A 24,373-nucleotide genomic window follows, 5' to 3' on the forward strand; every position below is an offset into this window, starting at 1 on the left:
GCTGCCATGATCGGCACCATGGACTTCGACCGTGCCCTGTTCCTCGCCGAACTGGACGCCCAGCCCTGGGCCTCCTACTCCCACGCCTACGGCAGCGCCGAGGACGTCCCCGGCTTCCTGCGCGCCCTCGCCGGGGACGACGACGCGGCGGCCGAGGAGGCGCAGAGCGAGCTGTACGGCAGCATCCTGCACCAGGGCTCGGTGTACGAGGCCTTGGCGGAGGCGGTGCCCTTCCTGGCCCGGATCGCCGCGGCGGGCATCCGTACGCCGGATGTGCTCCTGCTGATCGGCGGGATAGGGGAGGGCGGCGCGGACCCGGGTGGGGGTGCGCCCGAGGAGAGCGACGAGGTGGCCTGCCGCCGGGCCGTCGCCGAGCAACTGCCGCTGCTCCTGGCCTCGGTGGGTCACCAGGACCGTGCCGTACGCCAGGCCGCCGCCTGGGCGGTGGGGGCGACGGGAGCGGCCGCGGCCGGCCCCGCGGCGCCGGTGCTCCATGACCGGGCGGCCGTCGAGAGCGACCCGCTGGTCCGCGCCGAACTCCTGGCGTCCATGGCCAAGTTGGACCCCGAGGGCACCGCACCGGCGGCGACCGGGGCCCTCGGCCCGGACAGCCCGCCGGAGCTGCGCATCGCGGCCGTGCTGGCCTGCGTGGACAGTGGGCTGCCCTGGACCCGGGCCCACCACGAGGCGGTGCTCGCCCTGCTTCCCCTGGACCCTCTGGTCGCCGACCGGTTCGACCTCTCCCGCAACGAACCCCTGCACCACCTCACCCTGACCCTGCTGGAGCGGAACACCGAGGCGGACCGGGAGGCGGTGCTCACGCTGCTGGACGCCGCGTTGCGCAGCGACGATCCGGAGGCCCGCGTCGAGGCGGTGTGGGCGGCCACGACCGCGTGCGAGCTCTCCCGCGGCGCGCCCGCGCGGCTGGCCCCCGCGCTGATATCGGTGGCCGTGGACGACGGGCCGGACGATGTGTCCGGCGCCCTGTCGGCGCTCGGGAGGCTCGGTGCGTCGGGGGCTCCCGCCGCCGACGCGCTGGCGGTCCGCGCGACGGGCGAGGGCGATGCGGCGGACCAGGCCCTCGAAGCGCTCGTCGCCGTCGACCCGGTGCGGGCCGCGCCCCTGCTCGCCCGGGATCCGGAGCGGCGGCCCCGGGCGCTCGGAGCCGCGTGCGGCGGGCCCGTCGGCTCCCTTCCCGTCGTGCCGTACGACCCCGAGCTGCTGGTGGCGGTCCGGCGATTGCTCGCCACGACGGAGTCCGGCACCACCACGTCGTTCCGGCTGGCGGCGCTGCTCACGGCCTGGGGCCGGGACGCGGCCACCGCCGTGCCCGAGCTGCTCTCCGCACTGCCGGCACACCCCCGGCTGCTGCCCAAGGTGCTGGTCGCCGTCTGCCCGCCCGAGCACCGCACGGAGGTGGCGGAGGCGCTCCGCGCGCGGGCCGGGACCGGCCCGGTGGACGACCGGATCGAGGCGGCCCGCGCGCTCCACGAACTGACCGGCGACCACGGCCTGTTGCTCCCCCTGCTCGCCGAGCGGCTGACGGGGAGTGCCGGGGGAGGCGGGGGATCCGACGAGCGGATACGGGAGGCGGCGACGGCCGCCGCCGCCGTCGGGCCCCCCGCCGCACCGCTCGTACCCGCACTGCGCGCCGCGCTCAACGCCCCCGGCTCCGACCGGAACAACCCGCAGATGGACGACGACATCGCGGTCGCCGTCGCCCTGCACCGGATCACCGGCGACGCGGCCGAGGCGGTGCCGGTGCTGGCCGGAGTGCTCGGTGACAGCGAAGCGCTCTGGCGGCGCTGGACCCTGATCCGCGCGGCCCGGGCGGCCGCGGGCCTCGGCCCGGCGGCCCGGCCGCTCGTCCCCGTACTGAAGGAGCTGCTCACCGATCCCGAGCAGGTGCCGTCGGCGGTGGCCGCCCTGCGTGCCATCGCCCCCGACGAGCTGGACGCCGGGCGCGCGGCCGGGCTTCTGCTGGACGCGGCGGAAGCGGGCACCGCGCCCTTCGAGGCCGTGGACGCACTGGTGGCGCTCGGTGTGGACGCCCTGTCCGGGGTGCACCGGGCGCGGTTCGCGGCGCTGGGGGAGCGGGACCTGAGGGTGGTGAGGTTCGGGCTGGACGGCACGATCGAGGCCGCCGACGAACGACTGCGCGCCCGGGTGCGCGCCGCGGTCAGGCGTGGATGATCCGGCCGACCAGCTCCGGCGTCCATTCGACGTACTCGATCTCCGCCCCGTCCGCGTGCCGGGCATAGAGGAACCGCCCCGTCGGGCCGCCGGTCGCAGGGGTGGTGATGGTGGCGCCGGCGGACTCCAGCGTGGCCTGGAGGGCGTCGAGGTCGTCGACGACGACGGTGGCCGAGGCGTGGCCGTACCGCGCGCGTTCCTCGGCCGGGCCCGCGATGACCAGGAAGTTCCCGATGGCGGCGAGGGCGATCTCGTGGAACGCCAGCCGCAGGTGGGGCTGCTCGCCGGTCAACTCCTCCAGCAGCGGCAGCGCCTGGTCGAGGTCGTCGGTCCAGAGGCGTGCGTAGGTCTTCAGGATGGTCATCACTGCGCTCCCGTGGTCTCTTCCGGTTACTGGGAGACCGTAGGTGAGCAGGGGCTGACGTGGAAGAACGCACTTTTTGGTGCGAGAGGCACCGGAACGGAACCGAGCTGCGTGCCGCCGCCCCTCAGCTTCCCGGCTGCCAGTCCGGCCGGCGGCCGCTGAGGCCGATCACCCGGTCCAGCAGCGGGGCGCCGTCCGGGACCGGGACGGGCGCCCCGAAGAGGCTCCCGCCGTCCGGATCGTCGTCGGCCGGCGCCAGCAGGGCCTCGCAGGAGCGCAGTTCGGTCTCCCCGGCCCCGTACGGCTGCCCGGTCGACCGGGCCAGGTCCCAGCCGTGGACGACGAGTTCGTTGAGCGCGACGGCCCCCGCCACCTCGCCCGGCAGCTCCACCCCGCCCGCCCGCGTCATCCCCGTCCACGCGTCGGCCGAGCGCCAGGCCGCCGCCACCTCCTCCAGCCGCCGGGGCAGCACCTCACGCCAGTCGTCGTCGAGGACGGGCAGGGTGGAGTCCGGGGAGACTGCCGTGCTCGCCCCGAGGTCCTTGCGGGCCGCGTCACGGAAGGCGGCGGCCAGTCCGGAGAGGTGGGCCAGCAGCTCCCGTACGGCATAGTCCGGGCAGGGTGTGGGGCCGCCCAGCCGGCCGTCGTCGATCGCACCGAGCAGACCGGCGATCCGCCGGGCGGCCGGTTCCAGGTCGAGGGCGGGAGCGGGGGCGGAGGCAGGCGTGCTGTCGGAGTTCATACAGGGCAGACCGTGCGACGGCCGAGAACTCATCGGCCGGACACGACACCGTCTCCGCCCGGTCCGGGTACGGCGCACACCGCCACATAGCGGAAGGTTCCTCGCCGTCCTCTTGTCGGCGACCCCCGCGCCATGTCATACAGGTCTGGACCATTGCTGTCCGGATGGAAGGCACCACCGTGCAACGCCCCCACATATCTGCCGCGTTGGCCTGTTCCGCCCTGCTCCTCGCCCCCCTCCTCGTCGCCTGCGGCTCCACCGCTGAAGCCGACACGAAGCCGCCCGCCGTCCCCGCCGGGGTGACCGCGCAGGCCAGCAGCTCCACCTCGGTGCACGTCATGTGGGAGGCCGCCTCCGACGACAAGGCGATCGCGGGTTACGAGGTCTTCCGAGGAAAGGCCAAGGTCAAGAGCGTCCCGGCGGCCAAGACCATGATCGACGTCGACGGGCTGACGGCCTCCACGGACTACACCTTCACCGTCCGGTCCAAGGACGCCGCCGGGAACCTCTCCGCACCGAGCAAGGCCGTCCCCGTCACCACCCAGGCCACCCCGCCCAAGGACGACACGGCCCCCACCGTCCCGGCCGAGCTGACGGGCGCCGCCGACGGAAGCCGCGCGGCCACCCTCACCTGGGGCCAATCCACGGACGACGTCGGCGTCACCTCGTACGACATCTACCAGGAAGGCTCCCGGATCCACAGCGTCCCGTCCTCCGAGACGACGGCGAAGCTCGCGGGCCTGCGCCCGGGAACCGTCTACACCTTCACCGTCCGGGCCCGGGACGCCTCCGACAAGTCCTCTCCCGACAGCAATGCGCTCGACCTCACCACCGAGTCCGCCCCCGGCGCCCCCGCGAGCACTGCCCCCACCGGGCTGCGCACCGAGATCGGCAAGGAGGGCGCCGAGTTCACCGTCGACCTGTCCTGGGACCAGCCCGACACGGGCGGCGTGATCCCCGCCTACCAGCTCTACCTGAACGGCAAGCTGACCACCACCATCGTCTGGGGCGGTACGCCTCCCAAGGGCCGGGCCACCTACCGGCTGAACCTCGCGGACCCGGCCGGCACCCGCTACTCGGTGAAGCTCAGGGCCAAGCTCCCGGACGGCAAGTGGGGTGACTTCTCGGCCCAGCCCACGATCGTCCTGGCGGACTGACGGCGCCTGGTCCATCCGCCTCCCAGGCGTGCGGCCCCTCGCCCCTTGTGATCCATTGGTCCCGGAACGGGCCGGAGGGACCGAAGGGGCTGCACCATGGATCGGGGAGACGACCTGAGCACACGGGCCGACGTGGAGGCGGAGCCCCCGGCCGGGCGGAAGTTCACCTTCCCCAGCGCCCTCACCATCCTCGTGGTCGTCACGCTCGGCGTCTGGGCCCTGGCCTTCCTGGTCCCGCCCGGCGTCTACGACCGCAACGAGGAAGGCGCCCCGGTCCAGGGCACGTACCACCGCGTCGACTCCGACCAGAGCTTCGTCGACCGCTTGAACGACCTCTTCCTCTCCCCGGTCAACGGCCTCTACGGCGTCCAGGACGCGGAGACGGGCGTGGTCGGCCCGGACCTGGCCGGTGAGCTGTACGGCAGCGCGGGCGTGTTCCTCTTCGTCCTCGCCATCGGCGCGTTCATCACGGTGGTCTTCGCCACCGGCGCCCTGGACCGGGGCATCGGCCGCCTCGCCCACCGCCTGCGCGACCGGGGCGCGCTGCTCATCGCGGGCGTGATGCTGGTCTTCTCGCTGCTCGGCACGGTCGAGGGCTTCGCGGAGGAGACGCTCGGCTTCTACGGCCTGATCATCCCGCTGATGCTGGCCCTCGGCTACGACCGGATGGTGGCCACCGGCACGATCATCCTGGGCGCGGGCATCGGCGTGCTCTGCTCCACGGTCAACCCCTTCGCCACCGGAGTGGCCTCGTCCGCCGCCGACATCTCGCTCGGCGACGGCATCGTGCTGCGCGCGGTCATGTGGGTGGTCCTGACGGCGGTGACGATCGCCTATGTCATCCGGTACGCCAACCGCGTCCGCAGGAACCCCGAGCGCTCACTCTCCGGCTTCCTCCCCGGCGACCGCGAACACAACGCGGCGGAGTCGGAGGAACCCCCGGAGCTGACCCGGCTGCACCAGGTCGTCCTGGTCCTCGTCGCCCTGGTCTTCGCCTTCATGATCTTCTCGGTCGTCCCGTGGGCCGGGGCCCTCACGGGCGACGCCGACGCCACCCCGTACGGCTTCGAGCTGGGCTGGTCCTTCCCGCAACTGGCCGCGCTCTTCCTGGTCGCCGCGGTCCTGGTGGGCGTCGTCGCCCGGTTCGGCGAGCAGAAGCTCAGCTCGACGATCATCCAGGGCGCGGCCGACTTCATCTCCCCGGCGCTTGTCATCGTCCTCGCGCGCGGTGTCACCGTCATCATGAACAACTCGCAGATCACGGACACCGTGCTGCACTCGATCGAGGGTGTGGTCTCGGGGACGTCGTCGGCGCTCTTCGCGGTCTTCGTCTTCCTCGTCAACCTGCCGCTGGCCTTCCTCATCCCCTCCACCTCCGGCCACGCCACCCTGGCGATGCCGATCCTGGCCCCCCTCGCCGACTTCGCGGGCGTCTCCCGCGCGGTGGTCGTCACGGCCTGGCAGGCGGCGAGCGGCTGGATGAACCTCTGGGTCCCGACGACGGCGGTCACCATCGGCGGGGTCGCGCTGGCGAAGATCGGCTACGACAGGTACCTGCGGTTCGTCTGGCCGCTGCTGGCCGTCCTGGCCGTGCTGATCTGCGGGTTCGTGGCGCTCGGGGCGGTCTGGACCTGAGGGGGTTCGGGAACGGTCACGCCCCAGGCGGCCATGGCGTCCAGCACCCCGCGCAGACCCTCACCGAGGGGAGTGAGCCGGTACTCCACGCGAGGCGGGATCTCGGCGTAGGCGGTACGGGTGACGATGCCGGTCGCCTCGAACTGCCGGAGCCTGCTGGTCAGGGTGTGCGGACTGATCCCGGGCAGGGCGTCACGGAGTTCGGTGAAGCGATGGGGGCCGTGCAGGAGCTCGCGCACGATCAGCGTGGCCCACGGGCCGCCCAGCAGCGTGAGGAACCGTGCGACGCCGCATTCGGGCAGAGAAGTCGTGGACATGGTTCCACGCTAACCCATTAGTGCAGTTGAAGTAACTGATGCATCGCATGCACTAATGGCTCCATGACCTATGTGATCCACGGCGCCACCGGCGCCCAAGGTGCCCCCGTCGTCTCCGCGCTCGCCGCCGCCGGCCGGCCGGTCGTCCCCCTCGCCCGCCGCGCCGGCGCGGCAGCCCAGGGCCCGGCGACCGTCGCCGCCGACTACTCCTCCGCCCAGCAGCTGACCGACCTCTACCGGGGCGCCGCCGGCGTATTCGTCCATCTGCCCCTCGGCGCGGAGGCGGACCGCGTCCGGTACGCGCACAACATCGTCGCCGCGATCCGGGAGGCGTCGCCGGCCCGGGTGGTCTTCTCCACCAGCGGCTCCGGAGGCGGTGGGCTTCCGGACCCGGCGGACAGCGCGGTCTCGACGCTGACCGGCGGGCTGGAGGCGGGCGACATCTCGTACGCGGTCGTCCGGCCCCGGCTGTTCCTGGAGAACCTGCTCCTGCCGCAGGTCGTCGGAGCCGCCCGCGAGCAGGGAGCCCTGCGCTACCCGCTGCGCGCCGAATTCCCGGTCTCCTGGGCCTCGCACCTCGACATCGCCGATGTCGTCGCCGACCTGTTCGACCGCCCCGACGTCACCGGCACCGTCGACGTCGGACAGCTTCCCGCGATCACCGGCCCGGAGTTGGCCGGGGCGTTCGGCGCGCACCTCGGGCGCGAGGTCTTCTACGAAGCGATCACGCCCGCCGCCTTCGGCGAGTCGATAGCACCCCTGCTCGGCGAGGGCCCCGCAGCGGGCGTCGCCGGCCTCTACCAGGCGCTCGGCGAGCTCACGGACCATGCCATCGCGCCCGAGCGGTCCGCCCAGAAGCTGCTCGGACGGGACCCCCGGAGCACGGGCCGGTGGCTGGCCGACCTGGGCCTGTAGACGAGCGGGCGGTACCGGGCGGGCGGTACCGGGCGGGGCGCGCCCGGACGCCACGCCCGCCGACAGGCCCAGGACCGAGGGCTACGAGGCGCCGTCGAGCACTTCGCGCAGCCGCTGCCCGAACTCGTCCGGCTTCCCCGGATATCCGAACTCCCCGTCGAGGAAACCGCCGTGGTGGCTCGGGAACACGGTCACCCGCTGCCCCAGTAGTTCGGCGGTGGCGACGGAGGTGCGTCCGGTCTGCACGTTCGTGGACTCCTCGCCCACGGCGATCACCACACGGGTCGGGGCCGCGGCGATCGCGTCGGCGTCCGGCCGGTAGCTGCTGATCGCCCAGGAACGGTCGGACAGCAGCGGGTCGTCACGCGAGCCGTCGTCCTCGGTGGGCATCCCGAACGCGGCGGGATCGGCCTCGGGCTGCGCGAAGTACTCCTCGGTGAACTCGCCCTCCCACGAGGTCATCGCCACGAACGCGGCCATCCCGGCCCCCCATCCCCTCTTCTCGTACGCCTCCAGGACTGCGGCCCGGGCCCGCACGGCCGCCCGGCCGTCCGGTGTGAGGGTGATGAGGGGCGGCTCGTGAGCGACCAGAACGGTCACGTCCGCCGGGTACTTCGCCACGACTGCCAGCGCGGTGACCGCTCCACCGCTGCTGGCGAACATCTCGACCGGTCCGGCCCCCAGCGCGCCGATGACGGCGTGCACATCGTCGGCCTGGGTCTCCGGCGTGTGGTCGGTCCGCCCGTCCTTGCGGGTGCTGCGCCCGAGCCCGCGCGGGTCGTAGGTGACGACGGTCCGGTCGGGGAAGCGCGCCGCGAGGGCGGCGAACCCGCCGGCGTCCATGGGCTGCCCGATCATGAGCAGCGGCGGGCGCCCGTCGGCGGTGGGCAGCGGTCCGCGCACGTCGTGGACGAGGTCGGCACCGGGGGTCTCAAGTGTGTGGGTCTTCATGCCTGTGCAGACCGGCCCCGCCCCGGAAACTCATCGGCCGGCGCCCCTTCACTCCACCCGGAAACTTCTTGTGGGGCCCGCACCACCCCGGCGATGCTGTGCCCATGACCGTCGACGAGGCATGGGACCGGATCGAGGAGTGGCTCCGCGCCAACGCCCCCGCCGTCCACGCGGAGCTTCCGCCCCCGGCCGCCCCCGGGGAGATCCGAGCGGCGCAGGACGCGGTCGGCTGTGCGTTCCCGGCCGAGCTGGTGGCGTCCCTCGCCCGGCACGACGGGTCGGGCGGGTTCCTCCTCCCGCCCCTCCACGAGCTCCACGGCACCCGCCTGATCGTGGACGAGTACCACGCCTACCGGCGGGCGGATCAGCGGCGCGGCCCGGGGGAGCGCCCCTGGTGGGAGCCCCGCTGGGTTCCCGTCGCTCAGGACGGGTGCGGCAACAGCCTCTTCGTCAGCCAGGAGCCCGGGCCCTCCTTCGGACGGGTCGGGGACCACGCGAAGGACGAGGGCGGCTCGTTCTCCGACGAGGGGGCGTGGGCGTCGTTGGGCGCGTACCTCGCGTCCACGGCCCGGGGGCTCCACGACGGTGTCTGGGGCGACTACGAACCGTACGTCGACGGCGAGGGCTTCCTGGACTGGCGCGAGCCGTCCGAGGGCGTCGTCGCGGACTGGGACATGGGCCGGCTGAACCGCCGCTTCGGCTTCGGATGAGGATCCCGGGGACTCCGAGGGCCCCTGGAACCCCCGGGATCCCGGACAACCGCACCGCCCCCGGCGCTGTGCGGTGCCGGGGGCGGTGCGAGGGCGGTGGCGGAGCTTCGGTCGTCGGACCGGTCAGCGCAGCTGCTCGTACGCCGGCAGGGTGAGGAAGTCCGCGTAGTCCTGGTCCAGGGAGACCTGGAGCAGGAGGTCGTGGGCCTGCTGCCACTTGCCGGCGGTGAAGGTCTCCTCGCCGATCTCCGCGCGGATCGCGGCCAGTTCCTCGGCGGCGACCTTGCGGGCCAGCTCCGCGGTGGCGTGCTCGCCGTTCTCGAAGACGACGTCCGCATTGATCCACTGCCAGATCTGGGAGCGGGAGATCTCGGCGGTGGCCGCGTCCTCCATCAGGTTGAAGATGGCGACGGCGCCCAGGCCCCGCAGCCAGGCCTCGATGTACCGGATGCCGACCGCGACGGCGTTGCGCAGGCCGTCGTACGTGGGCTTGGCGTCGAGGGTGTCGATGGCGATGAGGTCGCCCGCCGCCACCGAGACGTCCTCACGCAGCCGGTCCTTCTGGTTCGGCTTCTCGCCGAGGACCGCGTCGAAGGAGGCCAGGGCGATCGGGACCAGGTCGGGGTGGGCGACCCAGGAGCCGTCGAAGCCGTCGTTCGCCTCGCGGTCCTTGTCGGCCTTGACCTTCTCGAAGGCCACCTTGTTGACCTCGGCGTCGCGGCGCGAGGGGATGAAGGCCGCCATGCCGCCGATTGCGTGCGCGCCGCGCTTGTGGCAGGTGCGGACCAGGAGTTCGGTGTACGCCCGCATGAACGGGGCGGTCATCGTCACCGCGTTGCGGTCCGGGAGGACGAACTTGGCGCCGCCGTCACGGAAGTTCTTGACGATGGAGAAGAGGTAGTCCCAGCGGCCGGCGTTCAGCCCGGAGGCGTGGTCGCGCAGCTCGTAGAGGATCTCCTCCATCTCGTACGCGGCGGTGATCGTCTCGATCAGGACCGTCGCGCGGACCGTGCCCTGCGGGATGCCGACGTACTCCTGGGCGAAGACGAAGATGTCGTTCCAGAGGCGGGCCTCCAAGTGCGACTCCGTCTTCGGCAGGTAGAAGTACGGGCCCTTGCCGAGGTCGATCAGGCGCTGGGCGTTGTGGAAGAAGTAGAGGCCGAAGTCGACCAGCGCGCCGGGCACCGGGGTGCCGTCCAGCTGGATGTGGCGCTCGTCCAGGTGCCAGCCGCGGGGGCGGGTGACGACGGTGGCGAGCTCGTCGGCGGGCTTCAGCGCGTACGACTTGCCCGACTTCGGGTCGGTGAAGTCGATGCGGCGCTCGTAGGCGTCGGTCAGGTTGAGCTGGCCGAGGATTACGTTCTCCCAGGTGGGAGCGGAGGCGTCCTCGAAGTCGGCGAGCCAGATGCGGGCGCCCGAGTTCAGCGCGTTGATCGTCATCTTGCGGTCGGTCGGACCGGTGATCTCCACCCGGCGGTCGTTCAGCGCGGCCGGGGCCGGTGCGACCTTCCAGGAGTCGTCCGCGCGGACCGCCGCCGTCTCGGGCAGGAAGTCCAGCGTGGAGGTACGGGCGATCTCGGCGCGGCGCTCGGTGCGCCGGGCGAGCAGCTCATTGCGGCGCGGCGTGAACTGCCGGTGCAGCTCGGCCACGAACGCGAGGGCCGCGTCGGTCAGGACCTCTTCCTGCCGGGGCAGGGGCTCGGCATCGACGATGGCCAGCGTGGACGGCGCTGGTGCGGACATGAGCTGTCACTCCTTCAGCGGGCGGCGGCGTCTCATGGCCGCCGGGTCGCCTGAGACGGCACGGCGTGCCATGGCTCCGAGATACGGCCGTGGGTGCCGTCTGAGGTTCAGAGGGCTTCTGACCAGTGGATAGTAGTTTCCTCATGGTGGAAGTTCAATGGTTTGTTGATATCGAGATTCTCCGGGTCGACAGAAACGGCCCCCCGGCGGCGCAGCGTGCCAGGGCGGGTACGGAGTGTTCGCGGGGTCGGCCGAGGTCACTCCAGATGGCTCAGGTCCTGCGCGGTGTCGATGTCGTACGCCTGCGCCACATCCGAACACTCCACGAGCGTGATCGCATCGCGGTGCTCCCGCAGGTACGCCCGGGCCCCCTGGTCGCCCACCGCCCCCGCCGCGATGTCCGCCCACCGGTCCGCCCCGAACAGCACCGGATGGCCGCGCTCCCCGTCGTACGAGGCGGCCACCAGACTCGTCCGCGACCGGTAGGCCAGACGCACCCGAGCGACCGCCTCCGCCCCGATGCCCGGCTGGTCCACCAGCAGGACGAGCGCCGCGTCCGCGCCCGTACCGGCCAGCGCGGCCAGGCCCAGCCGGAGCGAGGAGCCCATGCCCTCCTCCCACCCCGGATTGACCGTCACCACGGAACCCGTGAGATCGGCCCGGGCGCGCACCTCGTCGGCCGCCGCGCCCAGCACCACATGGAGCGGGCCGCAGCCACCGTTGCGCAGCGCCCGCAGGGCGTGCTCTACCAGGGGGCGGCCGCGGTGTTCCAGCAGAGCCTTGGGGCGGCCGCCGAGCCGCCGCCCGCCGCCCGCGGCGAGCAGCACCCCCGCCACCTTCGGATTCGTCGCTCGAGAAGCCATGAGCCCTGGATACCACCGAGCCATTCGCACACGCGACACGCATGTCACTCTCAAGGGGCACCCTGATTTCTGTCCGTGGAGTGGCGCGCACTGCCTGTCATGGCGTTAACTTGCGGGCGGAACCCGGTACTTGGCCACAGCCCCGGGGTCCGGGGGTCACACCGGCACAGGTACGTGCGAGGGGGAGTGCTGTGTTGCGAAGCGTGGGGCAGAAGCGGGTCACCGGCAGCGATGAGGACCCGCGGGTGGCGGAGCTGCGGACAGCCGTCTCCCGGCTGCGCCGGGAGCTGGCCTCGCTCGCCTTCGAGTTCCCGGACCGGCCCATCGCCGAGGAGGAACTCGCGGCACTCGATGCCATCGCGGTCGGCGGGGTCCCGGAGATCCCTGGCATGCGCAGCTCGTTGCTGCTGATCGCGGGGTCGATCGGCTCGGTCAGCGCACTCGCGGCTCCCCTGCGCGACGTACGCAACGCGGTGGATCTCTTCGGGGAGCCGCCGCGCGGGTGAGGCCGGACAGCCGCCCCGTGGGATCAGCGCCGGATCAGCCTGCGGGCCGTCGCCGCCGCGACCGCCGACGTACGGGAGTCCACGCCCAGCTTCGCGTAGATGTGCACCAGGTGGGACTTGACCGTGGCCTGGCTCAGGAACAGCTTCTTGCTGATCTGGAGGTTCGACAGGCCCTCCCCGACCCATTGCAGCACCTCCAGCTCCCGGCGCGTCAGCGCCTCGGCGGGCGTGCGCATCCGGTCCATCAGCCGGTGGGCCACCGAGGGCGCGAGCGCCGAGCGGCCCGCCGCCGCCGTGCGTACCGCGCCCGCCAGCTCCTGCGGGGGCGCGTCCTTCAGCAGATAGCCGCTCGCGCCCGCCTCGACCGCCGCCAGGATGTCCGCGTCGGAGTCGTACGTGGTGAGGATCAGGACCCGGGGGCCGTCCGGCGCGGCGGTGATCGCCGCCGTGGCCTCGGAGCCGTGCATTCCCGGACCCGGGCCGAACTGCAGGTCCATGAGGACGACGTCGAAGCCGCCCGCCGCCGCCAGCGCCACCGCCTCCTCGGCGGTGGCGGCCTCGCCCGCGACCCGGAAGTCCGGCTCGGTGTCCAGGACCGCGCGCAGCCCCGCCCGGACGACGGGGTGGTCGTCGGCGAGCAGCAGCCGGATGGCGTTCTCCCCGCTCATGCGGCGCGCTCCCCGTCCTGGGCCGGGACCGCCACCGGCAGCGTGACCGCCAGCGCCGTGCCCTGGCCCGGCGCCGATTCCACGCTCAGCGTGCCGCCCAGCGTCGCGGCCCGCGACCGCATCGCCGGCAGCCCGAAACCGCCGTCGCCGCGCTCGTCCACCGGCGCCCCCGAGGGGTCGAAGCCCCGGCCGTCGTCCACGACGTCCAGCGCCACGGAGGTGTCCATGAAGCTCAGCGTGATCTCCGCCCGGCCCGCCCCCGCGTGGCGCACCGTGTTGGCCAGCGCCGACTGGGCGGTCCGCAACAGCGCCACCTCGTACGGCGTCGGCAGCTCCACCGGCGTACCGCTGACCGCGAACCGCACGGTGAGGCCCGGCGCGGTCGTCCGGGCGCAGAGCCGCTCCAGCGCGGCCGCCAGCGAACCGTGCTCCAGGTCCGGCGGCGTCAGTGCCCGTACGAAGGAACGCGCCTCGGCCAGATTCGCCTGCGCGGCCTCCCGGGCGGCGCGGACGTGCGCGGCGGCCGGGGCGTCCCCGGGCAGCGTGCGCTCGGCCGCGCGCAGCAGGAGCTGGATGCTGGACAGGCCCTGGGCGAGCGTGTCGTGGATCTCCCGGGCGAGGCGTTCGCGCTCGGCGAGCGTGCCCGCCGTACGTTCCGCCTCGGCCAGCTCCGCCCGGGTGGCGACCAGCTCCACGATCAGCTCCCGGCGCCGCTCGCTCTCCCGGAACAGCGCGTCGTACCCGAGGACCGTGGCGACGGCGACGGCCGCGCCGAGCAGCGGGCCGATGAAGGCGCCCGGGGCGATCTCCTGACGGTGTACGACGAAGCTCGTGATCGCGGCCGCCGCGGTGACGACGACGGCGGGGACGGCCCAGCGCGTCGGCAGCAGATGCAACTGGAGGAAGTAGAGCGGGAAGGCCACCCACAGGGCGTCCGCCGACAGGACGAGCAGCGCGAGCCAGAGGGCGCAGAGCCCGGCCAGCCAGAGGGCCGCCGCCCTGGTCCCGGGGCGCACGGACGGGGTGAGCGCCCCCTGCTGTACGGAGGTGGCGCGCGCCCCCGCCTTCGCGAGCGCCCCGGCCCCGTACACCCCCGCCGTCACCAGCGTCAGCGCCACCACCGCACCCGCGTGCGGTGCGTCCCCGCCCACCGCGCGGACCGCCGCCAGGGCCAGCAGGCCCGTCAGCAGCGCGTGCAGACAGAGCCGCAGGGCAGCGGTGACGTGGGTGTGCGAACGCGAATGCATGGTCCGTCCAGCGTAGCGGCGGCCCCCGCGCGGCCGGTCAATCGAAAGGTTGATCCGACGACCTCCCCCCGCGCGATGTCCCCCCACCCCGGACAGCCGACGATGGACCCATGTTCGTCGCATGGAGAGACCTCCGGTTCGCCAAGGGCCGGTTCGCGCTCATGGGGTCGGTCGTGGTCCTGATCACGCTGCTCGTGGGCCTGCTGTCCGGTCTGACGGCCGGCCTGGCCAGGGAGAACGTCTCGGCCGTCACCGGTCTGGACGCCGACCACCTCGCGTTCGCCGCCCCGCCGGGCGACCGGTCGGTGTCCTTCGCCGACTCGACCGTCCGCGAGGACGACTGGCGGGCCTGGGCCGAGCTCCCCGGGGTCGGGGCCGCGCAGCCGCTGGGCATCCGGACGCTGAACGCCACCGCCCCCGGTGACCGTACGGCCGCCGTCTCCGCCTTCGGTGTGGAACCCGACGGCACCCTGGCGCCGGAAACGCCGGAAACGCCGGAAGGGATCGGCCCGGGGCGGGTCGTGCTCTCCGAGAAGGCGGCCGAGGAGCTCGGCGCGGCGGTCGGCGACAGGATCGCGCTCGGCCGGACGGAGCGGGAGGTCGCCGCCGTCGCGGGAGACGCCTCGTACAGCCACACGCCCGTCGTCTGGACCACCCTCGACGACTGGCAGCACATCGGCCACGACGGCGCGGGCCCCGCCGAACAGGCCACCGTGATCGCCCTGACCACCACCGGCTCCGCCGACCTGGCGGCCGGGGACGAGGCGGCCGGCACCCGCACCCTCTCCCTCGACGACTCCCTCACCGCGATCGGCTCCTACCAGGCGGAGAACGGCTCGCTGCAACTCATGCGCGGCTTCCTCTTCGCCATCTCCGCCCTGGTCATCGGCGCCTTCTTCACCGTCTGGACCATCCAGCGCAGCGGCGACATCGCCGTACTGAAGGCGCTGGGCGCCTCCACCCCGTACCTCCTGCGCGACGCCCTCGGGCAGGCCGTGGTGATGCTCGTCCTCGGTACGGGGCTCGGCACCGCGCTCGCCGCCGGGGCCGGGGCCCTGATCGGCGGGGGGCCGGTGCCGTTCGTGCTGGACGCGGCGACCGTCCTGGGGCCGGCCGTGATCATGATCGCCCTCGGCGCCTTCGGGGCCGCCCTGTCCATCCGGCGGATCACCGCCGTCGACCCCCTCATCGCACTCGGGAGTGCCCGATGACGCTCACCCTCACCGATGTGACCCTCACCTACCCGGACGGCGACGGGCGGCTCACCGCCCTGGACCGGGTCTCGCTGGAGGTTCCGGCGGGCACGCTCACCGCCGTCGTCGGGCCGTCCGGTTCGGGCAAGTCCAGCCTGCTCGCCGCCGCCGCGACCCTGGTCACCCCGGACTCCGGTGAGGTCGTCGTGGCCGGTACGAGGACGGGGCCGCTCACTCCGGCGGGGCGGGCGGCCCTGCGCAGGGAGCACATCGGGATCGTCTTCCAGCAGCCGAACCTGCTGCCCTCGCTCACGGCCGCCGAACAGCTCCAGGTGATGGCCCACCTGTCGGGCGGGCGGGCCCGGGAAGCCCGCCGCCGGGCGGTCGAGCTGCTGGACGCGGTGGGCCTCGCCGACCGGGTGGACCGGCGGCCGCACCAGCTGTCGGGCGGTCAGCGCCAGCGGATCAACATCGCCCGCGCCCTGATGAACGAGCCTGCGGTGCTGCTCGTCGACGAGCCGACCAGCGCGCTCGACCACGAACGCGGCGCGGCCGTGCTGGACCTGCTGGTCACCCTGACCCGGGAGCGCGCCACCGCCACGGTGCTGGTCACGCACGACCTGGCGCACCTGGACCGGATGGACCGCACGGTGACGATGGACGACGGCCGGCTGACCGTACCGGCGGCGGTCTGAGCCCTGGGGCCGGACCTGTACCGGTACGGGGCTGAGCCCTGGGCTCAGCCGCTCGTCCCGTTGCTCGCCAGCGCGTCCGACAGCTCCTTGGCGACCTGCTGGAGGATCGGCACGATCCGCTCGGTCGCGCTCTCCGTCACCCGGCCCGCCGGGCCCGAGATGGAGATCGCGGCCGAGGTGGGCGAGTTGGGTACGGAGACCGCCAGGCAGCGGACCCCGATCTCCTGCTCGTTGTCGTCCACCGCGTACCCGGCCCGGCGCACCAGCTCAAGGGCGTCGAGGAACCCCTCCGGGGTGGTGATCGTCTTCTCGGTCGCGGCCGGCATGCCGGTCCGGGCGAGCAGTGCGCGGACCTCGTCGGCGGGGGTGTCGGCGAGGAGCGCCTTGCCCACCCCGGTGGAGTGCGGCAGGACCCGGCGGCCGACCTCGGTGAACATCCGCATGGAGTGCTTGGAGGGCACCTGGGCGACGTACACGATCTCGTCGCCGTCCAGCAGCGCCATGTTCGCCGTCTCCCCGGTCTCCTCCACCAGCCGCTGGAGGTAGGGGCGGGCCCAGGTGCCGAGCAGCCGGGAGGCGGACTCGCCCAGGCGGATCAGCCGGGGGCCGAGCGCATAGCGGCGGTTGGGCTGCTGGCGTACGTAACCGCAGACGACGAGGGTGCGCATCAGCCGGTGGATGGTCGGCAGGGGCAGACCGCTGCTGGCGGACAGCTCGCTCAGCCCGACCTCGCCCCCGGCGTCGGCCATCCGCTCCAGCAGGTCGAAGGCGCGCTCGAGGGACTGCACCCCACCGCTGGAACCGGAGGGCTTGGAGTCGGCTGTGCTGGCGTGGGACGGCGGCACGTCAACGGTCCTTTCGAAGCGGAAGGCAAGGCAGCAGCCTACCGGGCGCTTCCCGATCGGCCCACAGTCGACAGGACGGCGTCCGTGCCGGTCAGGGGCTGTTTTGTCCGGGTGCCGACGGCCTGGCGGCGGTCGGCACCGTGGTGCGGTGCTGCCTCTCCTGGCCCATGCTACGTTCCGCACTCCGAAATATGACTTCTACTTTGTGGAAACCTCCAGTCGGACCGCCGCGCTGGCCCGCCGGCTCCCCGTCCCGGAAAGTGGGGTCTTGACGAGGGCGATTCCCAAGTGAAGACTCCTTCAAAAGTTTCAACAGTTCGTTGAATTCCTGAGTTCGTCGAATTCTGGAGTGAAGGAGGCACGGGTGTCCGGTCCGGACGTGAACCTGGTACTGCGCTCGACGCGCGTCGTCACCCCCGAGGGCACCCGCCCCGCTGCGGTCGCCGTCGCGGGCGGCACCATCGACGCGGTTCTGCCGTACGACACCGAGGTGCCCGCGGGCGCCCGCCTGGAGGACCTCGGCGACGACGTCCTGCTCCCCGGCCTGGTCGACACCCACGTCCATGTGAACGACCCCGGCCGCACCGAGTGGGAAGGCTTCTGGACCGCCACCCGCGCGGCGGCGGCCGGCGGCATCACCACGCTCCTGGACATGCCGCTCAACTCCCTCCCGCCGACCACCACCGTCGAGCACCTGCGGATCAAGCAGCAGGTCGCCGCGCCCAAGGCGCACGTCGACACGGGCTTCTGGGGTGGTGCGATCCCCTCCAACGTGAAGGACCTGCGTCCGCTGTACGAGGCCGGGGTCTTCGGCTTCAAGTGCTTCCTCTCGCCCTCAGGCGTGGAGGAGTTCCCCGAGCTGGACCAGGAGCAGCTGGCCCGCTCCATGGCGGAGATCGCCGGATTCGGCGGGCTGCTCATCGTCCACGCCGAGGACCCGCACCACCTGGCCGACGCCCCGCAGCGCTCCGGCCCCGCCTACGCCGACTTCCTCGCCTCCCGCCCGCGCGACGCGGAGAACACCGCGATCGAGGGGCTCATCGCGCACGCCAAGCGGCTGGGCGCCCGGGTCCACGTCCTGCACCTCTCCTCCAGCGACGCGCTGCCGCTGATCGCCGCCGCGAAGCGCGAGGGAGTCCGTGTCACCGTCGAGTCCTGTCCGCACTTCCTCACCCTGACCGCCGAGGAAGTCCCGGACGGGGCGACCGAGTTCAAGTGCTGCCCGCCGATCCGCGAGGCCGCCAACCAGGACGCCCTGTGGGCCGGGCTCGCCGACGGCACGATCGACTGCATCGTCTCCGACCACTCGCCCTGCACCACCGACCTCAAGACCCCGGACTTCGCCTCGGCCTGGGGCGGCATCTCCTCCCTCCAGCTCGGCCTGCCCGCCATCTGGACCGAGGCCCGCAGGCGCGGCCACTCCCTGGACGACGTCGCCCGCTGGATGTCCGCCGCCCCCGCCGCGCTCGCCGGGCTGACCCGCAAGGGCGCCATCGAGGCCGGACGCGACGCCGACTTCGCGGTCCTCGCGCCCGAGGCGACCTTCACCGTCGATCCCGCCGAGCTCTTCCACCGCAACCAGGTCACCGCCTACGCCGGGAAGACCCTGCACGGCGTGGTGCGCTCCAGCTGGCTGCGCGGTGTCCGCATCGCGGCCGACGGCGTCCTCGCCGAGCCCGCGGGCCGCCTCCTCGAACGCGAGCAGTGACCGTGGGAGCGAGCAGCGCTCTCGTAGGCGACCACCGACCGTGCCCCGAAAGGAACCCCCGACCATGACGGACACCGCGATACCGCGCTTCACCGGCGACGCGAGCCCCTACGCGGGCGGCGACCCGTACGCCGACCACCGCACCGCAGACTTCCCCTTCGCCCACCTCGTGGACCTGGCCGACCGCCGCCTGGGTGCCGGGGTCATCGCCGCCAACGACGAGTTCTTCGCCGAGCGCGAGAACCTGCTGAAGCCCGGACCCGCCGTCTTCGACCCGGAGCACTTCGGCCACAAGGGCAAGATCATGGACGGCTGGGAGACCCGCCGCCGCCGTGGTGCCGGCGCCACCGAACCGCACCCCACCCCCGACGACCACGACTGGGCCCTCGTCCGCCTCGGCGCCCCCGGTGTCATCCGGGGCATCGTCCTGGACACCGCCCACTTCCGGGGCAACTACCCGCAGGCGATCTCCGTCGAGGCGGTCTCGCTGCCCGGCTCCCCGTCGCCCGAGGACCTCCTCGCTCCTGACGTGAAGTGGACGGTGCTCGTCCCGCGCACGGCGGTCGGCGGCCACGCGGCCAACGGGTTCGCCGTCGACGCCGAACAGCGCTTCACCCACCTGCGGATCAACCAGCACCCCGACGGCGGGATCGCCCGGCTCCGCGTGTACGGGGAGGTCGCCCCGGACCCCGCCTGGCTCGCCGCCCTCGGTACGTTCGACCTCGCGGCCCTGGAGAACGGCGGCCAGGTCGAGGACGCCTCCGACCGCTTCTACTCCCCGGCCACCAACACCATCCAGCCCGGCCGCTCGCGCAAGATGGACGACGGCTGGGAGACCCGCCGCCGGCGCGACCGGGGCAACGACTGGATCCGCTACCGCCTCGCCGCGCAGTCCGAGGTCCGGGCCGTCGAGATCGACACCGCCTACCTGAAGGGCAACTCGGCGGGCTGGGCCAGCCTTTCGGTACGCGACGGCGAGGACGGCGACTGGGCGGAGCTCCTGCCCCGGACCCGCCTCCAGCCCGACACCAACCACCGCTTCGTCCTGGACGGGCCGGTGCGCGCCACCCACGTACGCATCGACATCTTCCCGGACGGCGGGATCTCCCGGCTCCGGCTGCACGGGTCCCTCACCGAGGGCGGCGCGGACGCGCTGGCGGCCCGTCACCGGGAGCTGGGCGGCTGACACCGGGCCGGTGTGCCACCGCGATCGCAGGGGGATCGCGGTGGCACACCGGCATGTGCGCGGCCCTCAGTACTCCTGTGCGTATGCGCGGCCCCTCAGTACTCCTCGTGCGTGTCCGGGTCCCCGCCGAAGCGCCGCTGCCGCCCGGACCCGATCGTGGTCAGCTCCTGCGCCGTCAGCTCGAAGCCGAACAGGTCCAGGTTCTCCCGCTGCCGCCCCGGGTCCGCCGACTTCGGGACCGGCACCGCACCGACCTGTGTGTGCCACCGGAGCACCACCTGCCCCGGGGTCACCCCGTGATCCTCGGCGATCGCCACCGTCGACGGGTCCTCCAGCACCTCGCGGCCCCGGGCCAGCGGGCTCCAGCTCTCCGTGACGATGCCCTTCGTCGCGTGCACCGCCCGCAACTCCTCCTGGGGGAGCAGCGGGTGCATCTCGATCTGGTTCACCGAGGGCAGCACACCCGTCTCCGTCTCCAGCCGCTCCAGATGGGCGGCGGTGAAGTTGGAGACGCCGATGGAGCGGACGAGACCGTCCTCGCGGAGCCGGATCATCGCCTTCCAGGTCTCGACGTACTTGTCGACGTGGGGGAGCGGCCAGTGGATCAGGTACAGGTCGACGTACTCGACGCCCAGCCGGGCCCGCGACTCCTCGAATGAGGCCAGCGTCTGCTCGTACCCCTGATGCCGGCCGGGCACCTTCGTGGTGAGGCGGATCTCCTCGCGCGGGACGCCGCTGCGGGCGATGCCCCGGCCGGTGCCGGTCTCGTTGCCGTAGTTCAGGGCCGTGTCGACGAGCCGGTAGCCGAGCCCCAGGGCGCCCGCGACGGCCTCCTCGGCCTCCGCGTCGTCCAGCGGGTAGGTGCCGAGGCCCACCGCCGGGAGGGTGGTGGAGTCGTTGAGCGTGTGAACCGGTGTGTCGCCCATGGTCCGTGCTGTCCTTCCGGTAGCCCCCTCGTCACGTCCTGCCCCGTCCCGGCCAGCGTAGGCGGGCGGCAGGGACGGGGCAGCTCGACGGCGGGCGGACCCGGGGGGAGGCGGTCGGCTCAGGCCGCGTGGCCGCCGTCCACGACGACCTCCGTGCCGGTGATGAACGCGGCGTCCGCGCTCGCCAGGTACGCCACCAGGGAGGCCACCTCATCCGCCGTGCCGAACCGGCCCAGGGCGGTGGCCGCCCGCTGGCCCTCGGCGAACGGTCCGCCGGCCGGGTTGAGGTCGGTGTCCACCGGGCCCGGCTGGATCAGGTTCACCGTGATGCGGCGCGGCCCCAGCTCCCGGGCGAGCGGCCTGGTCAGCCCGGCGAGAGCGGACTTGCTCATCGTGTAGAGCGTCGATCCGGGCCCGCCCGTGTACCGGCTCAGGGCGGTGCCGACCGAGATGATGCGGCCGCCGTCGGCCAGCCGGTCCGCCGCCGCCCGGCAGGCGAGGAAGACCGCCCGCACGTTCACCGCCAGGACCCGCTCGACCTCGGCGTCCGACAGCGCGGCTATCGGCCCGAGGACGCCGATGCCCGCGTTGTTGACGAGGACGTCGAGCCGGCCGAGCGCGTCCGCCGCGCCGTGCACCGCCCCGGCGGCTCCGTCCGCGTCCGCCGCGTCGCACCGCAGGGCGACCCCGCGCCGGCCCGCCCCCTCGATCTTCGCGACGACCGCGCGGGCACCCTCCTCGTCCTGTACGTAGGTGATGGCGACGTCCGCGCCCGCCTCGGCGAGCCGCAGCGCGGTGGCCGCGCCGATGCCGCGGCTGCCTCCGGTGACCAGGGCGGCCCGGGGTGCGGGGGCGGTGACGGTGGTGCTGGACATGGCGGGGTTCCTTGCCTTCGGGGAGCGCCGCCGAATCCGGCGACAGGAACCAGCAAAGCGACCCGGAGGAGAGGACACCGGCGGGAATCGGACGGGGTGTGCCGCCGGTGTCCGCCGGAGCCGCTACAGCACCGGCAGCCGTGCGCCCTCCGTCGCCGTCGCCCGCAGCCGCCCCAGGATCGCCCGCGCCGCCTTGCCGTAGCCGAGGCTGTTGTTCTGCAGCACCGACTCCGCGTTGGCCAGCTCCAGGAAAGCGATCACCTCGAAGGCCAGCTGCCGTACGTCGGTGTCCCCGGCCAGCTCGCCCGCGGCCCGCGCCTCCTCGATCGTCTCCTCCACGAAGGTGACCCAGCCGGTCTGCGCGGCCGCCAGGGCGTCGTGCACCTTGCCGCCGCGGGCGTCGAACTCGGCGGTGGCCGCGTAGAAGAAGCAGCCGCCGCGGAAGACCCGCTCCCGGGAGTACGCGATCCACGCCTCGCACATCCGCCAGATCCGGCCGATCCCCGGGGGGACCGAGCGGGCCGGGCGCAGCACATGGTCGACGTAGACCGCGACCGCGGCGCGCACCGTGGCGAGCTGCAGCTCCTCCTTCGATCCGAAGAGGGCGAACACACCGCTCTTGCTGAGTTTCAACTCGGTGGCCAGCCGCCCCAGGGAGAGACCTTCCAGCCCTTCCACCGAGGCGATCTGCACCGCGCGCCCCAGGATCAGCTGCCGCGTCTGATTGCCCCGCTCGACCCGCCCGTCCAGCCGTACTGCCGCCATGTGACCACTCCGTACCTCAGAGTTATCGAGGCGTCATTCTAGGGACGGCCGAAGGCTCCGCCGGACCACCCGCCGTCCGTCCCGCCGGCCCGTCCACCGGCGCGCCCCGCCGCTGACCACGGGCGATACCGGCGGATGATCCGGGCGGGATCCGACCGGTGAGACAGGTGTTCCTTTCCGCCGCCCCCGGCGAGTAGCGTGATCGTTCCGCGTGTGAGCCGGTGAGGTCTCCACAACTTGTCCCGCTGTGGAGAACCAAGGAGCACCAGGTGTCCGCTGCCGTCGCGCCCGCGCCCGCCCTCGCACCACCCCGCCGCGCCTGGCTGACCGATCTGCCCGTGCTGGCGGTAGCCGTCGTCTGGGGCGCGAGCTACCTCGCCGCCAAGGGCATCACCACCACCCACACCGTGATCGCCGTCCTCGTCCTGCGCTTCGCCGTCGTGCTGCCGGTCCTGGTCGCCACCGGGTGGCGCAAGCTGCGGGCGCTGAGCGGCGCGCAGTGGCGGGGGGCCGGACTGCTGGGCCTGGTGCTGAGCGGGATCTTCCTGCTGGAGACCTACGGGGTGGTCCACACCTCGGCCACCAACGCCGGACTGATCATCAGCCTCACCATGTTCTTCACACCGCTCGCCGAAGCCGCCGTGACCCGGGTCCGGCCCCCGGCCTCGTTCGTTGCCGCGGCCGGGCTCTCCGTCGCCGGAGTGATCCTCCTGACCCAGGGCGGCGGATTCACCAGCCCCTCCGCCGGGGACCTGCTGATGCTGCTCGCCGCCCTCGCCCGGACCGTCCACGTCATGGCCATGGCCAGGATCAAGGCCGTGCAGTCGGCCGACTCGCTCTCCCTGACCACCGTCCAGCTCGGCAGCGCGGTCGCCGTCTTCGCCGTACTCGCCGCCCTGCCGGGAACGGGCGCCTCACCGTGGAGCGTGGCGGCGGACTTCGGCCCCGGGGACACCGGCGAGGGCGAGCGGCCCCAGCCCACCCTCACCACCCTGGACGCGCTGATCGACGAATCCCGGCAGGCGGGCATGAAGGTCACCGTCGACCAGCGCGTCGCCGCCCCGGGTGACGCCCCCGCCGCCACCGGCCGCACGGTGTACCGCATCGCCCAGGAGTGCCTGACCAACGCGCGTAAACACGCACCCGGCACCGAAGTCACCGTCACCGTGACCGGCGGCCCCGGGGACGGGCTCACCATCGAGGTGGCCAACCCGGCCCCCACCGAGCCCTACGAACGGGTGCCCGGCTCCGGCCAGGGGCTCATCGGCCTCACCGAACGCGCCACGCTTGCCGGGGGCCGGCTGGAGCACGGCCCCACCCCGGACGGCGGATTCGCGGTCCGGGCCCGGCTGCCGTGGCCCGCCGCGTGAGGCGGGGGTGCCGGACGCGGCGGACGGGCTGGCTACGGTGGCTGTCATGAACACCCCGGCCTCCCCGACGCCTTCCGCCGCCCCGCCCGTCCGCCTGCTCATCGTCGACGACGACCCGCTCGTGCGGGCCGGGCTCACCCTGATGCTCGGCGGGGCCGATGACATCGACATCGTGGGGGAGGGCGCGGACGGCAGCGAGGTCGCCGCCCTGGTCGAACGGCTGCGCCCCGACGTCGTCCTGATGGACATCCGGATGCCCGGCATGGACGGGCTCACCGCGACCGAGGAGCTGCGCCGCCGCCCCGACGCGCCCGAAGTCGTCGTCCTCACCACCTTCCACGCCGACGAACAGGTCCTGCGGGCCATCCGCGCCGGAGCGGCGGGATTCGTCCTGAAAGACACCCCGCCCGCCCGGATCGTCGACTCGGTCCGCCGGGTCGCCGCCGGGGACCCGGTGCTCTCGCCCGCCGTCACCCGGCAGCTCATGGCCCGTGCCGCAGGCGGCGCGCAGGATGACCGCACCACCCGCACCGAGCGGGCCCGCAGGCGGTTCGCGGAGCTGGCCGAGCGGGAGAAGGAGGTCGCGGTGGCCGTCGGACGCGGGCATTCCAACGCGGAGATCGCGGGCGAGCTCTACCTCAGCGTCGCCACCGTCAAGACCCAGGTTTCGCGGATTCTGGCCAGACTCGACCTGAACAACCGTGTCCAGATCGCCCTGTTGGTCCACGATGCGGGGCTGCTCGACACGGATGACGAGGGGAGCGGCGGCCTACGCTGAGGGGACCGGAACGGAAGAGGG

At 73.2% G+C, this 24,373-nt stretch carries 24 protein-coding genes; 12 read left to right on the top strand and 12 right to left on the bottom strand.

Going from position 1 to position 24,373, the window contains the following annotated elements; translation table 11 throughout:
• Window positions 1–6: 6 nt before the first annotated feature.
• Complete coding sequence (locus tag IE264_RS19875; protein WP_032753814.1) at window positions 7–2,193, top strand: hypothetical protein; 2,187 nt, start codon at window positions 7–9, stop codon at window positions 2,191–2,193.
• On the opposite strand, the gene IE264_RS19880 is transcribed toward IE264_RS19875, so the two are convergent.
• Both IE264_RS19880 and IE264_RS19885 read right to left on the bottom strand, forming a co-directional pair.
• Entirely contained in the window at window positions 2,180–2,557 is a 378-nt protein-coding gene (locus tag IE264_RS19880; protein ID WP_032753816.1) for a VOC family protein, read from the bottom strand. The two genes, IE264_RS19875 and IE264_RS19880, sit on opposite strands and share 14 nt — an antisense overlap.
• Before the next feature lie 124 nt (window positions 2,558–2,681).
• The gene (locus IE264_RS19885; protein WP_032753818.1) at window positions 2,682–3,299 is read right to left on the bottom strand and encodes a TIGR03086 family metal-binding protein; all 618 of its coding nucleotides are present in this window, start codon (window positions 3,297–3,299) and stop codon (window positions 2,682–2,684) included.
• Window positions 3,300–3,463: 164 nt separating this feature from the next.
• On the opposite strand from IE264_RS19885, the gene IE264_RS19890 reads away from it, so the two are divergent.
• Together IE264_RS19890 and IE264_RS19895 are read left to right on the top strand one after the other, a co-directional pair.
• On the top strand, window positions 3,464–4,456 hold the full coding sequence (locus IE264_RS19890) for a fibronectin type III domain-containing protein (protein WP_032753821.1): 993 nt from the start codon (window positions 3,464–3,466) through the stop codon (window positions 4,454–4,456).
• Between the two features lie 96 nt (window positions 4,457–4,552).
• Entirely contained in the window at window positions 4,553–6,091 is a 1,539-nt protein-coding gene (locus IE264_RS19895) for a YfcC family protein (protein WP_106973059.1), read from the top strand.
• On the opposite strand, the gene IE264_RS19900 is transcribed toward IE264_RS19895, so the two are convergent.
• A complete protein-coding gene (locus tag IE264_RS19900; protein ID WP_078657341.1) occupies window positions 5,998–6,408 on the bottom strand; it encodes a winged helix-turn-helix transcriptional regulator in 411 nt (136 codons plus the stop codon). The genes IE264_RS19895 and IE264_RS19900 overlap by 94 nt on opposite strands.
• 63 nt (window positions 6,409–6,471) lie before the next feature.
• On the opposite strand from IE264_RS19900, the gene IE264_RS19905 reads away from it, so the two are divergent.
• Complete coding sequence (locus IE264_RS19905) at window positions 6,472–7,323, top strand: SDR family oxidoreductase (RefSeq protein ID WP_032753823.1); 852 nt, start codon at window positions 6,472–6,474, stop codon at window positions 7,321–7,323.
• Window positions 7,324–7,404: 81 nt separating this feature from the next.
• On the opposite strand, the gene IE264_RS19910 is transcribed toward IE264_RS19905, so the two are convergent.
• Complete coding sequence (locus IE264_RS19910; protein ID WP_032753825.1) at window positions 7,405–8,274, bottom strand: alpha/beta fold hydrolase; 870 nt, start codon at window positions 8,272–8,274, stop codon at window positions 7,405–7,407.
• A 104-nt stretch (window positions 8,275–8,378) separates the two neighbouring features.
• Here IE264_RS19910 and IE264_RS19915 point away from each other — a divergent pair, with 104 nt between their 5' ends.
• A complete protein-coding gene (locus IE264_RS19915) occupies window positions 8,379–8,984 on the top strand; it encodes an SMI1/KNR4 family protein (protein WP_032753826.1) in 606 nt (201 codons plus the stop codon).
• 123 nt (window positions 8,985–9,107) lie between these two features.
• Here IE264_RS19915 and aceB read toward each other — a convergent pair whose 3' ends face one another.
• The gene (gene aceB / locus IE264_RS19920) at window positions 9,108–10,727 is read right to left on the bottom strand and encodes a malate synthase A (RefSeq protein WP_015612364.1); all 1,620 of its coding nucleotides are present in this window, start codon (window positions 10,725–10,727) and stop codon (window positions 9,108–9,110) included.
• 257 nt (window positions 10,728–10,984) lie between these two features.
• Entirely contained in the window at window positions 10,985–11,590 is a 606-nt protein-coding gene (locus IE264_RS19925) for a nucleotidyltransferase family protein (RefSeq protein WP_032753827.1), read from the bottom strand.
• A 191-nt stretch (window positions 11,591–11,781) separates the two neighbouring features.
• Here IE264_RS19925 and IE264_RS19930 point away from each other — a divergent pair, with 191 nt between their 5' ends.
• Window positions 11,782–12,096: a DUF5955 family protein gene (locus tag IE264_RS19930; RefSeq protein WP_031127275.1), complete on the top strand. Its 315-nt coding sequence runs from the start codon at window positions 11,782–11,784 to the stop codon at window positions 12,094–12,096.
• Between the two features lie 23 nt (window positions 12,097–12,119).
• Here IE264_RS19930 and IE264_RS19935 read toward each other — a convergent pair whose 3' ends face one another.
• Complete coding sequence (locus IE264_RS19935; RefSeq protein ID WP_015612367.1) at window positions 12,120–12,764, bottom strand: response regulator; 645 nt, start codon at window positions 12,762–12,764, stop codon at window positions 12,120–12,122.
• Window positions 12,761–14,011, bottom strand: a complete 1,251-nt coding sequence (locus tag IE264_RS19940; RefSeq protein ID WP_032753828.1) for a sensor histidine kinase — start codon at window positions 14,009–14,011, stop codon at window positions 12,761–12,763. Before IE264_RS19940 ends, IE264_RS19935 begins: the two co-directional genes overlap by 4 nt.
• 110 nt (window positions 14,012–14,121) lie before the next feature.
• Here IE264_RS19940 and IE264_RS19945 point away from each other — a divergent pair, with 110 nt between their 5' ends.
• Together IE264_RS19945 and IE264_RS19950 are read left to right on the top strand one after the other, a co-directional pair.
• On the top strand, window positions 14,122–15,222 hold the full coding sequence (locus tag IE264_RS19945) for an ABC transporter permease (RefSeq protein ID WP_032753829.1): 1,101 nt from the start codon (window positions 14,122–14,124) through the stop codon (window positions 15,220–15,222).
• The gene (locus IE264_RS19950; RefSeq protein ID WP_032753830.1) at window positions 15,219–15,899 is read left to right on the top strand and encodes an ABC transporter ATP-binding protein; all 681 of its coding nucleotides are present in this window, start codon (window positions 15,219–15,221) and stop codon (window positions 15,897–15,899) included. The genes IE264_RS19945 and IE264_RS19950 overlap by 4 nt, the downstream gene beginning before the upstream one ends.
• A gap of 44 nt (window positions 15,900–15,943) precedes the next feature.
• On the opposite strand, the gene IE264_RS19955 is transcribed toward IE264_RS19950, so the two are convergent.
• Window positions 15,944–16,744 (bottom strand): IclR family transcriptional regulator, encoded by an 801-nt coding sequence (locus IE264_RS19955; RefSeq protein WP_015612371.1) that lies wholly within the window; start codon window positions 16,742–16,744, stop codon window positions 15,944–15,946.
• A 364-nt stretch (window positions 16,745–17,108) separates the two neighbouring features.
• On the opposite strand from IE264_RS19955, the gene allB reads away from it, so the two are divergent.
• Window positions 17,109–18,452: an allantoinase AllB gene (gene allB, locus IE264_RS19960; RefSeq protein WP_031127280.1), complete on the top strand. Its 1,344-nt coding sequence runs from the start codon at window positions 17,109–17,111 to the stop codon at window positions 18,450–18,452.
• A gap of 64 nt (window positions 18,453–18,516) precedes the next feature.
• On the top strand, window positions 18,517–19,638 hold the full coding sequence (alc, locus tag IE264_RS19965; protein WP_032753831.1) for an allantoicase: 1,122 nt from the start codon (window positions 18,517–18,519) through the stop codon (window positions 19,636–19,638).
• Window positions 19,639–19,733: 95 nt separating this feature from the next.
• On the opposite strand, the gene IE264_RS19970 is transcribed toward alc, so the two are convergent.
• The 3 genes from IE264_RS19970 to IE264_RS19980 all read right to left on the bottom strand — a co-directional run bounded on the left by IE264_RS19970 (window position 19,734) and on the right by IE264_RS19980 (window position 22,204).
• Entirely contained in the window at window positions 19,734–20,564 is an 831-nt protein-coding gene (locus tag IE264_RS19970; RefSeq protein ID WP_032753832.1) for an aldo/keto reductase, read from the bottom strand.
• A 119-nt stretch (window positions 20,565–20,683) separates the two neighbouring features.
• Entirely contained in the window at window positions 20,684–21,439 is a 756-nt protein-coding gene (locus IE264_RS19975) for an SDR family NAD(P)-dependent oxidoreductase (RefSeq protein WP_032753834.1), read from the bottom strand.
• A gap of 123 nt (window positions 21,440–21,562) precedes the next feature.
• On the bottom strand, window positions 21,563–22,204 hold the full coding sequence (locus IE264_RS19980; RefSeq protein WP_015612376.1) for a TetR/AcrR family transcriptional regulator: 642 nt from the start codon (window positions 22,202–22,204) through the stop codon (window positions 21,563–21,565).
• A gap of 269 nt (window positions 22,205–22,473) precedes the next feature.
• Between IE264_RS19980 and IE264_RS19985 the strand changes: the two genes are divergently transcribed.
• Entirely contained in the window at window positions 22,474–23,574 is a 1,101-nt protein-coding gene (locus IE264_RS19985) for an EamA family transporter (protein ID WP_078657342.1), read from the top strand.
• Between the two features lie 46 nt (window positions 23,575–23,620).
• Entirely contained in the window at window positions 23,621–24,352 is a 732-nt protein-coding gene (locus IE264_RS19990) for a response regulator transcription factor (RefSeq protein ID WP_032753836.1), read from the top strand.
• Window positions 24,353–24,373: the final 21 nt, after the last annotated feature.

The sequence above is a fragment of the Streptomyces microflavus genome (genome assembly GCF_014650075.1).
Classification (GTDB): Bacteria; Actinomycetota; Actinomycetes; order Streptomycetales; family Streptomycetaceae; genus Streptomyces; species Streptomyces microflavus.

What these genes read in the sequence shown, in the direction of transcription:
- IE264_RS19875 (WP_032753814.1), top strand. Translation starts at nt 7, where the DNA reads ATGATCGGCACCATGGACTTCGACCGTGCCCTGTTCCTCGCCGAACTG.
- IE264_RS19880 (WP_032753816.1), bottom strand. Translation starts at nt 2,557, where the DNA reads ATGACCATCCTGAAGACCTACGCACGCCTCTGGACCGACGACCTCGAC.
- IE264_RS19885 (WP_032753818.1), bottom strand. Translation starts at nt 3,299, where the DNA reads ATGAACTCCGACAGCACGCCTGCCTCCGCCCCCGCTCCCGCCCTCGAC.
- IE264_RS19890 (WP_032753821.1), top strand. Translation starts at nt 3,464, where the DNA reads ATGGAAGGCACCACCGTGCAACGCCCCCACATATCTGCCGCGTTGGCC.
- IE264_RS19895 (WP_106973059.1), top strand. Translation starts at nt 4,553, where the DNA reads ATGGATCGGGGAGACGACCTGAGCACACGGGCCGACGTGGAGGCGGAG.
- IE264_RS19900 (WP_078657341.1), bottom strand. Translation starts at nt 6,408, where the DNA reads ATGTCCACGACTTCTCTGCCCGAATGCGGCGTCGCACGGTTCCTCACG.
- IE264_RS19905 (WP_032753823.1), top strand. Translation starts at nt 6,472, where the DNA reads ATGACCTATGTGATCCACGGCGCCACCGGCGCCCAAGGTGCCCCCGTC.
- IE264_RS19910 (WP_032753825.1), bottom strand. Translation starts at nt 8,274, where the DNA reads ATGAAGACCCACACACTTGAGACCCCCGGTGCCGACCTCGTCCACGAC.
- IE264_RS19915 (WP_032753826.1), top strand. Translation starts at nt 8,379, where the DNA reads ATGACCGTCGACGAGGCATGGGACCGGATCGAGGAGTGGCTCCGCGCC.
- aceB (WP_015612364.1), bottom strand. Translation starts at nt 10,727, where the DNA reads ATGTCCGCACCAGCGCCGTCCACGCTGGCCATCGTCGATGCCGAGCCC.
- IE264_RS19925 (WP_032753827.1), bottom strand. Translation starts at nt 11,590, where the DNA reads ATGGCTTCTCGAGCGACGAATCCGAAGGTGGCGGGGGTGCTGCTCGCC.
- IE264_RS19935 (WP_015612367.1), bottom strand. Translation starts at nt 12,764, where the DNA reads ATGAGCGGGGAGAACGCCATCCGGCTGCTGCTCGCCGACGACCACCCC.
- IE264_RS19940 (WP_032753828.1), bottom strand. Translation starts at nt 14,011, where the DNA reads ATGCATTCGCGTTCGCACACCCACGTCACCGCTGCCCTGCGGCTCTGT.
- IE264_RS19945 (WP_032753829.1), top strand. Translation starts at nt 14,122, where the DNA reads ATGTTCGTCGCATGGAGAGACCTCCGGTTCGCCAAGGGCCGGTTCGCG.
- IE264_RS19950 (WP_032753830.1), top strand. Translation starts at nt 15,219, where the DNA reads ATGACGCTCACCCTCACCGATGTGACCCTCACCTACCCGGACGGCGAC.
- alc (WP_032753831.1), top strand. Translation starts at nt 18,517, where the DNA reads ATGACGGACACCGCGATACCGCGCTTCACCGGCGACGCGAGCCCCTAC.
- IE264_RS19970 (WP_032753832.1), bottom strand. Translation starts at nt 20,564, where the DNA reads ATGGGCGACACACCGGTTCACACGCTCAACGACTCCACCACCCTCCCG.
- IE264_RS19975 (WP_032753834.1), bottom strand. Translation starts at nt 21,439, where the DNA reads ATGTCCAGCACCACCGTCACCGCCCCCGCACCCCGGGCCGCCCTGGTC.
- IE264_RS19980 (WP_015612376.1), bottom strand. Translation starts at nt 22,204, where the DNA reads ATGGCGGCAGTACGGCTGGACGGGCGGGTCGAGCGGGGCAATCAGACG.
- IE264_RS19990 (WP_032753836.1), top strand. Translation starts at nt 23,621, where the DNA reads ATGAACACCCCGGCCTCCCCGACGCCTTCCGCCGCCCCGCCCGTCCGC.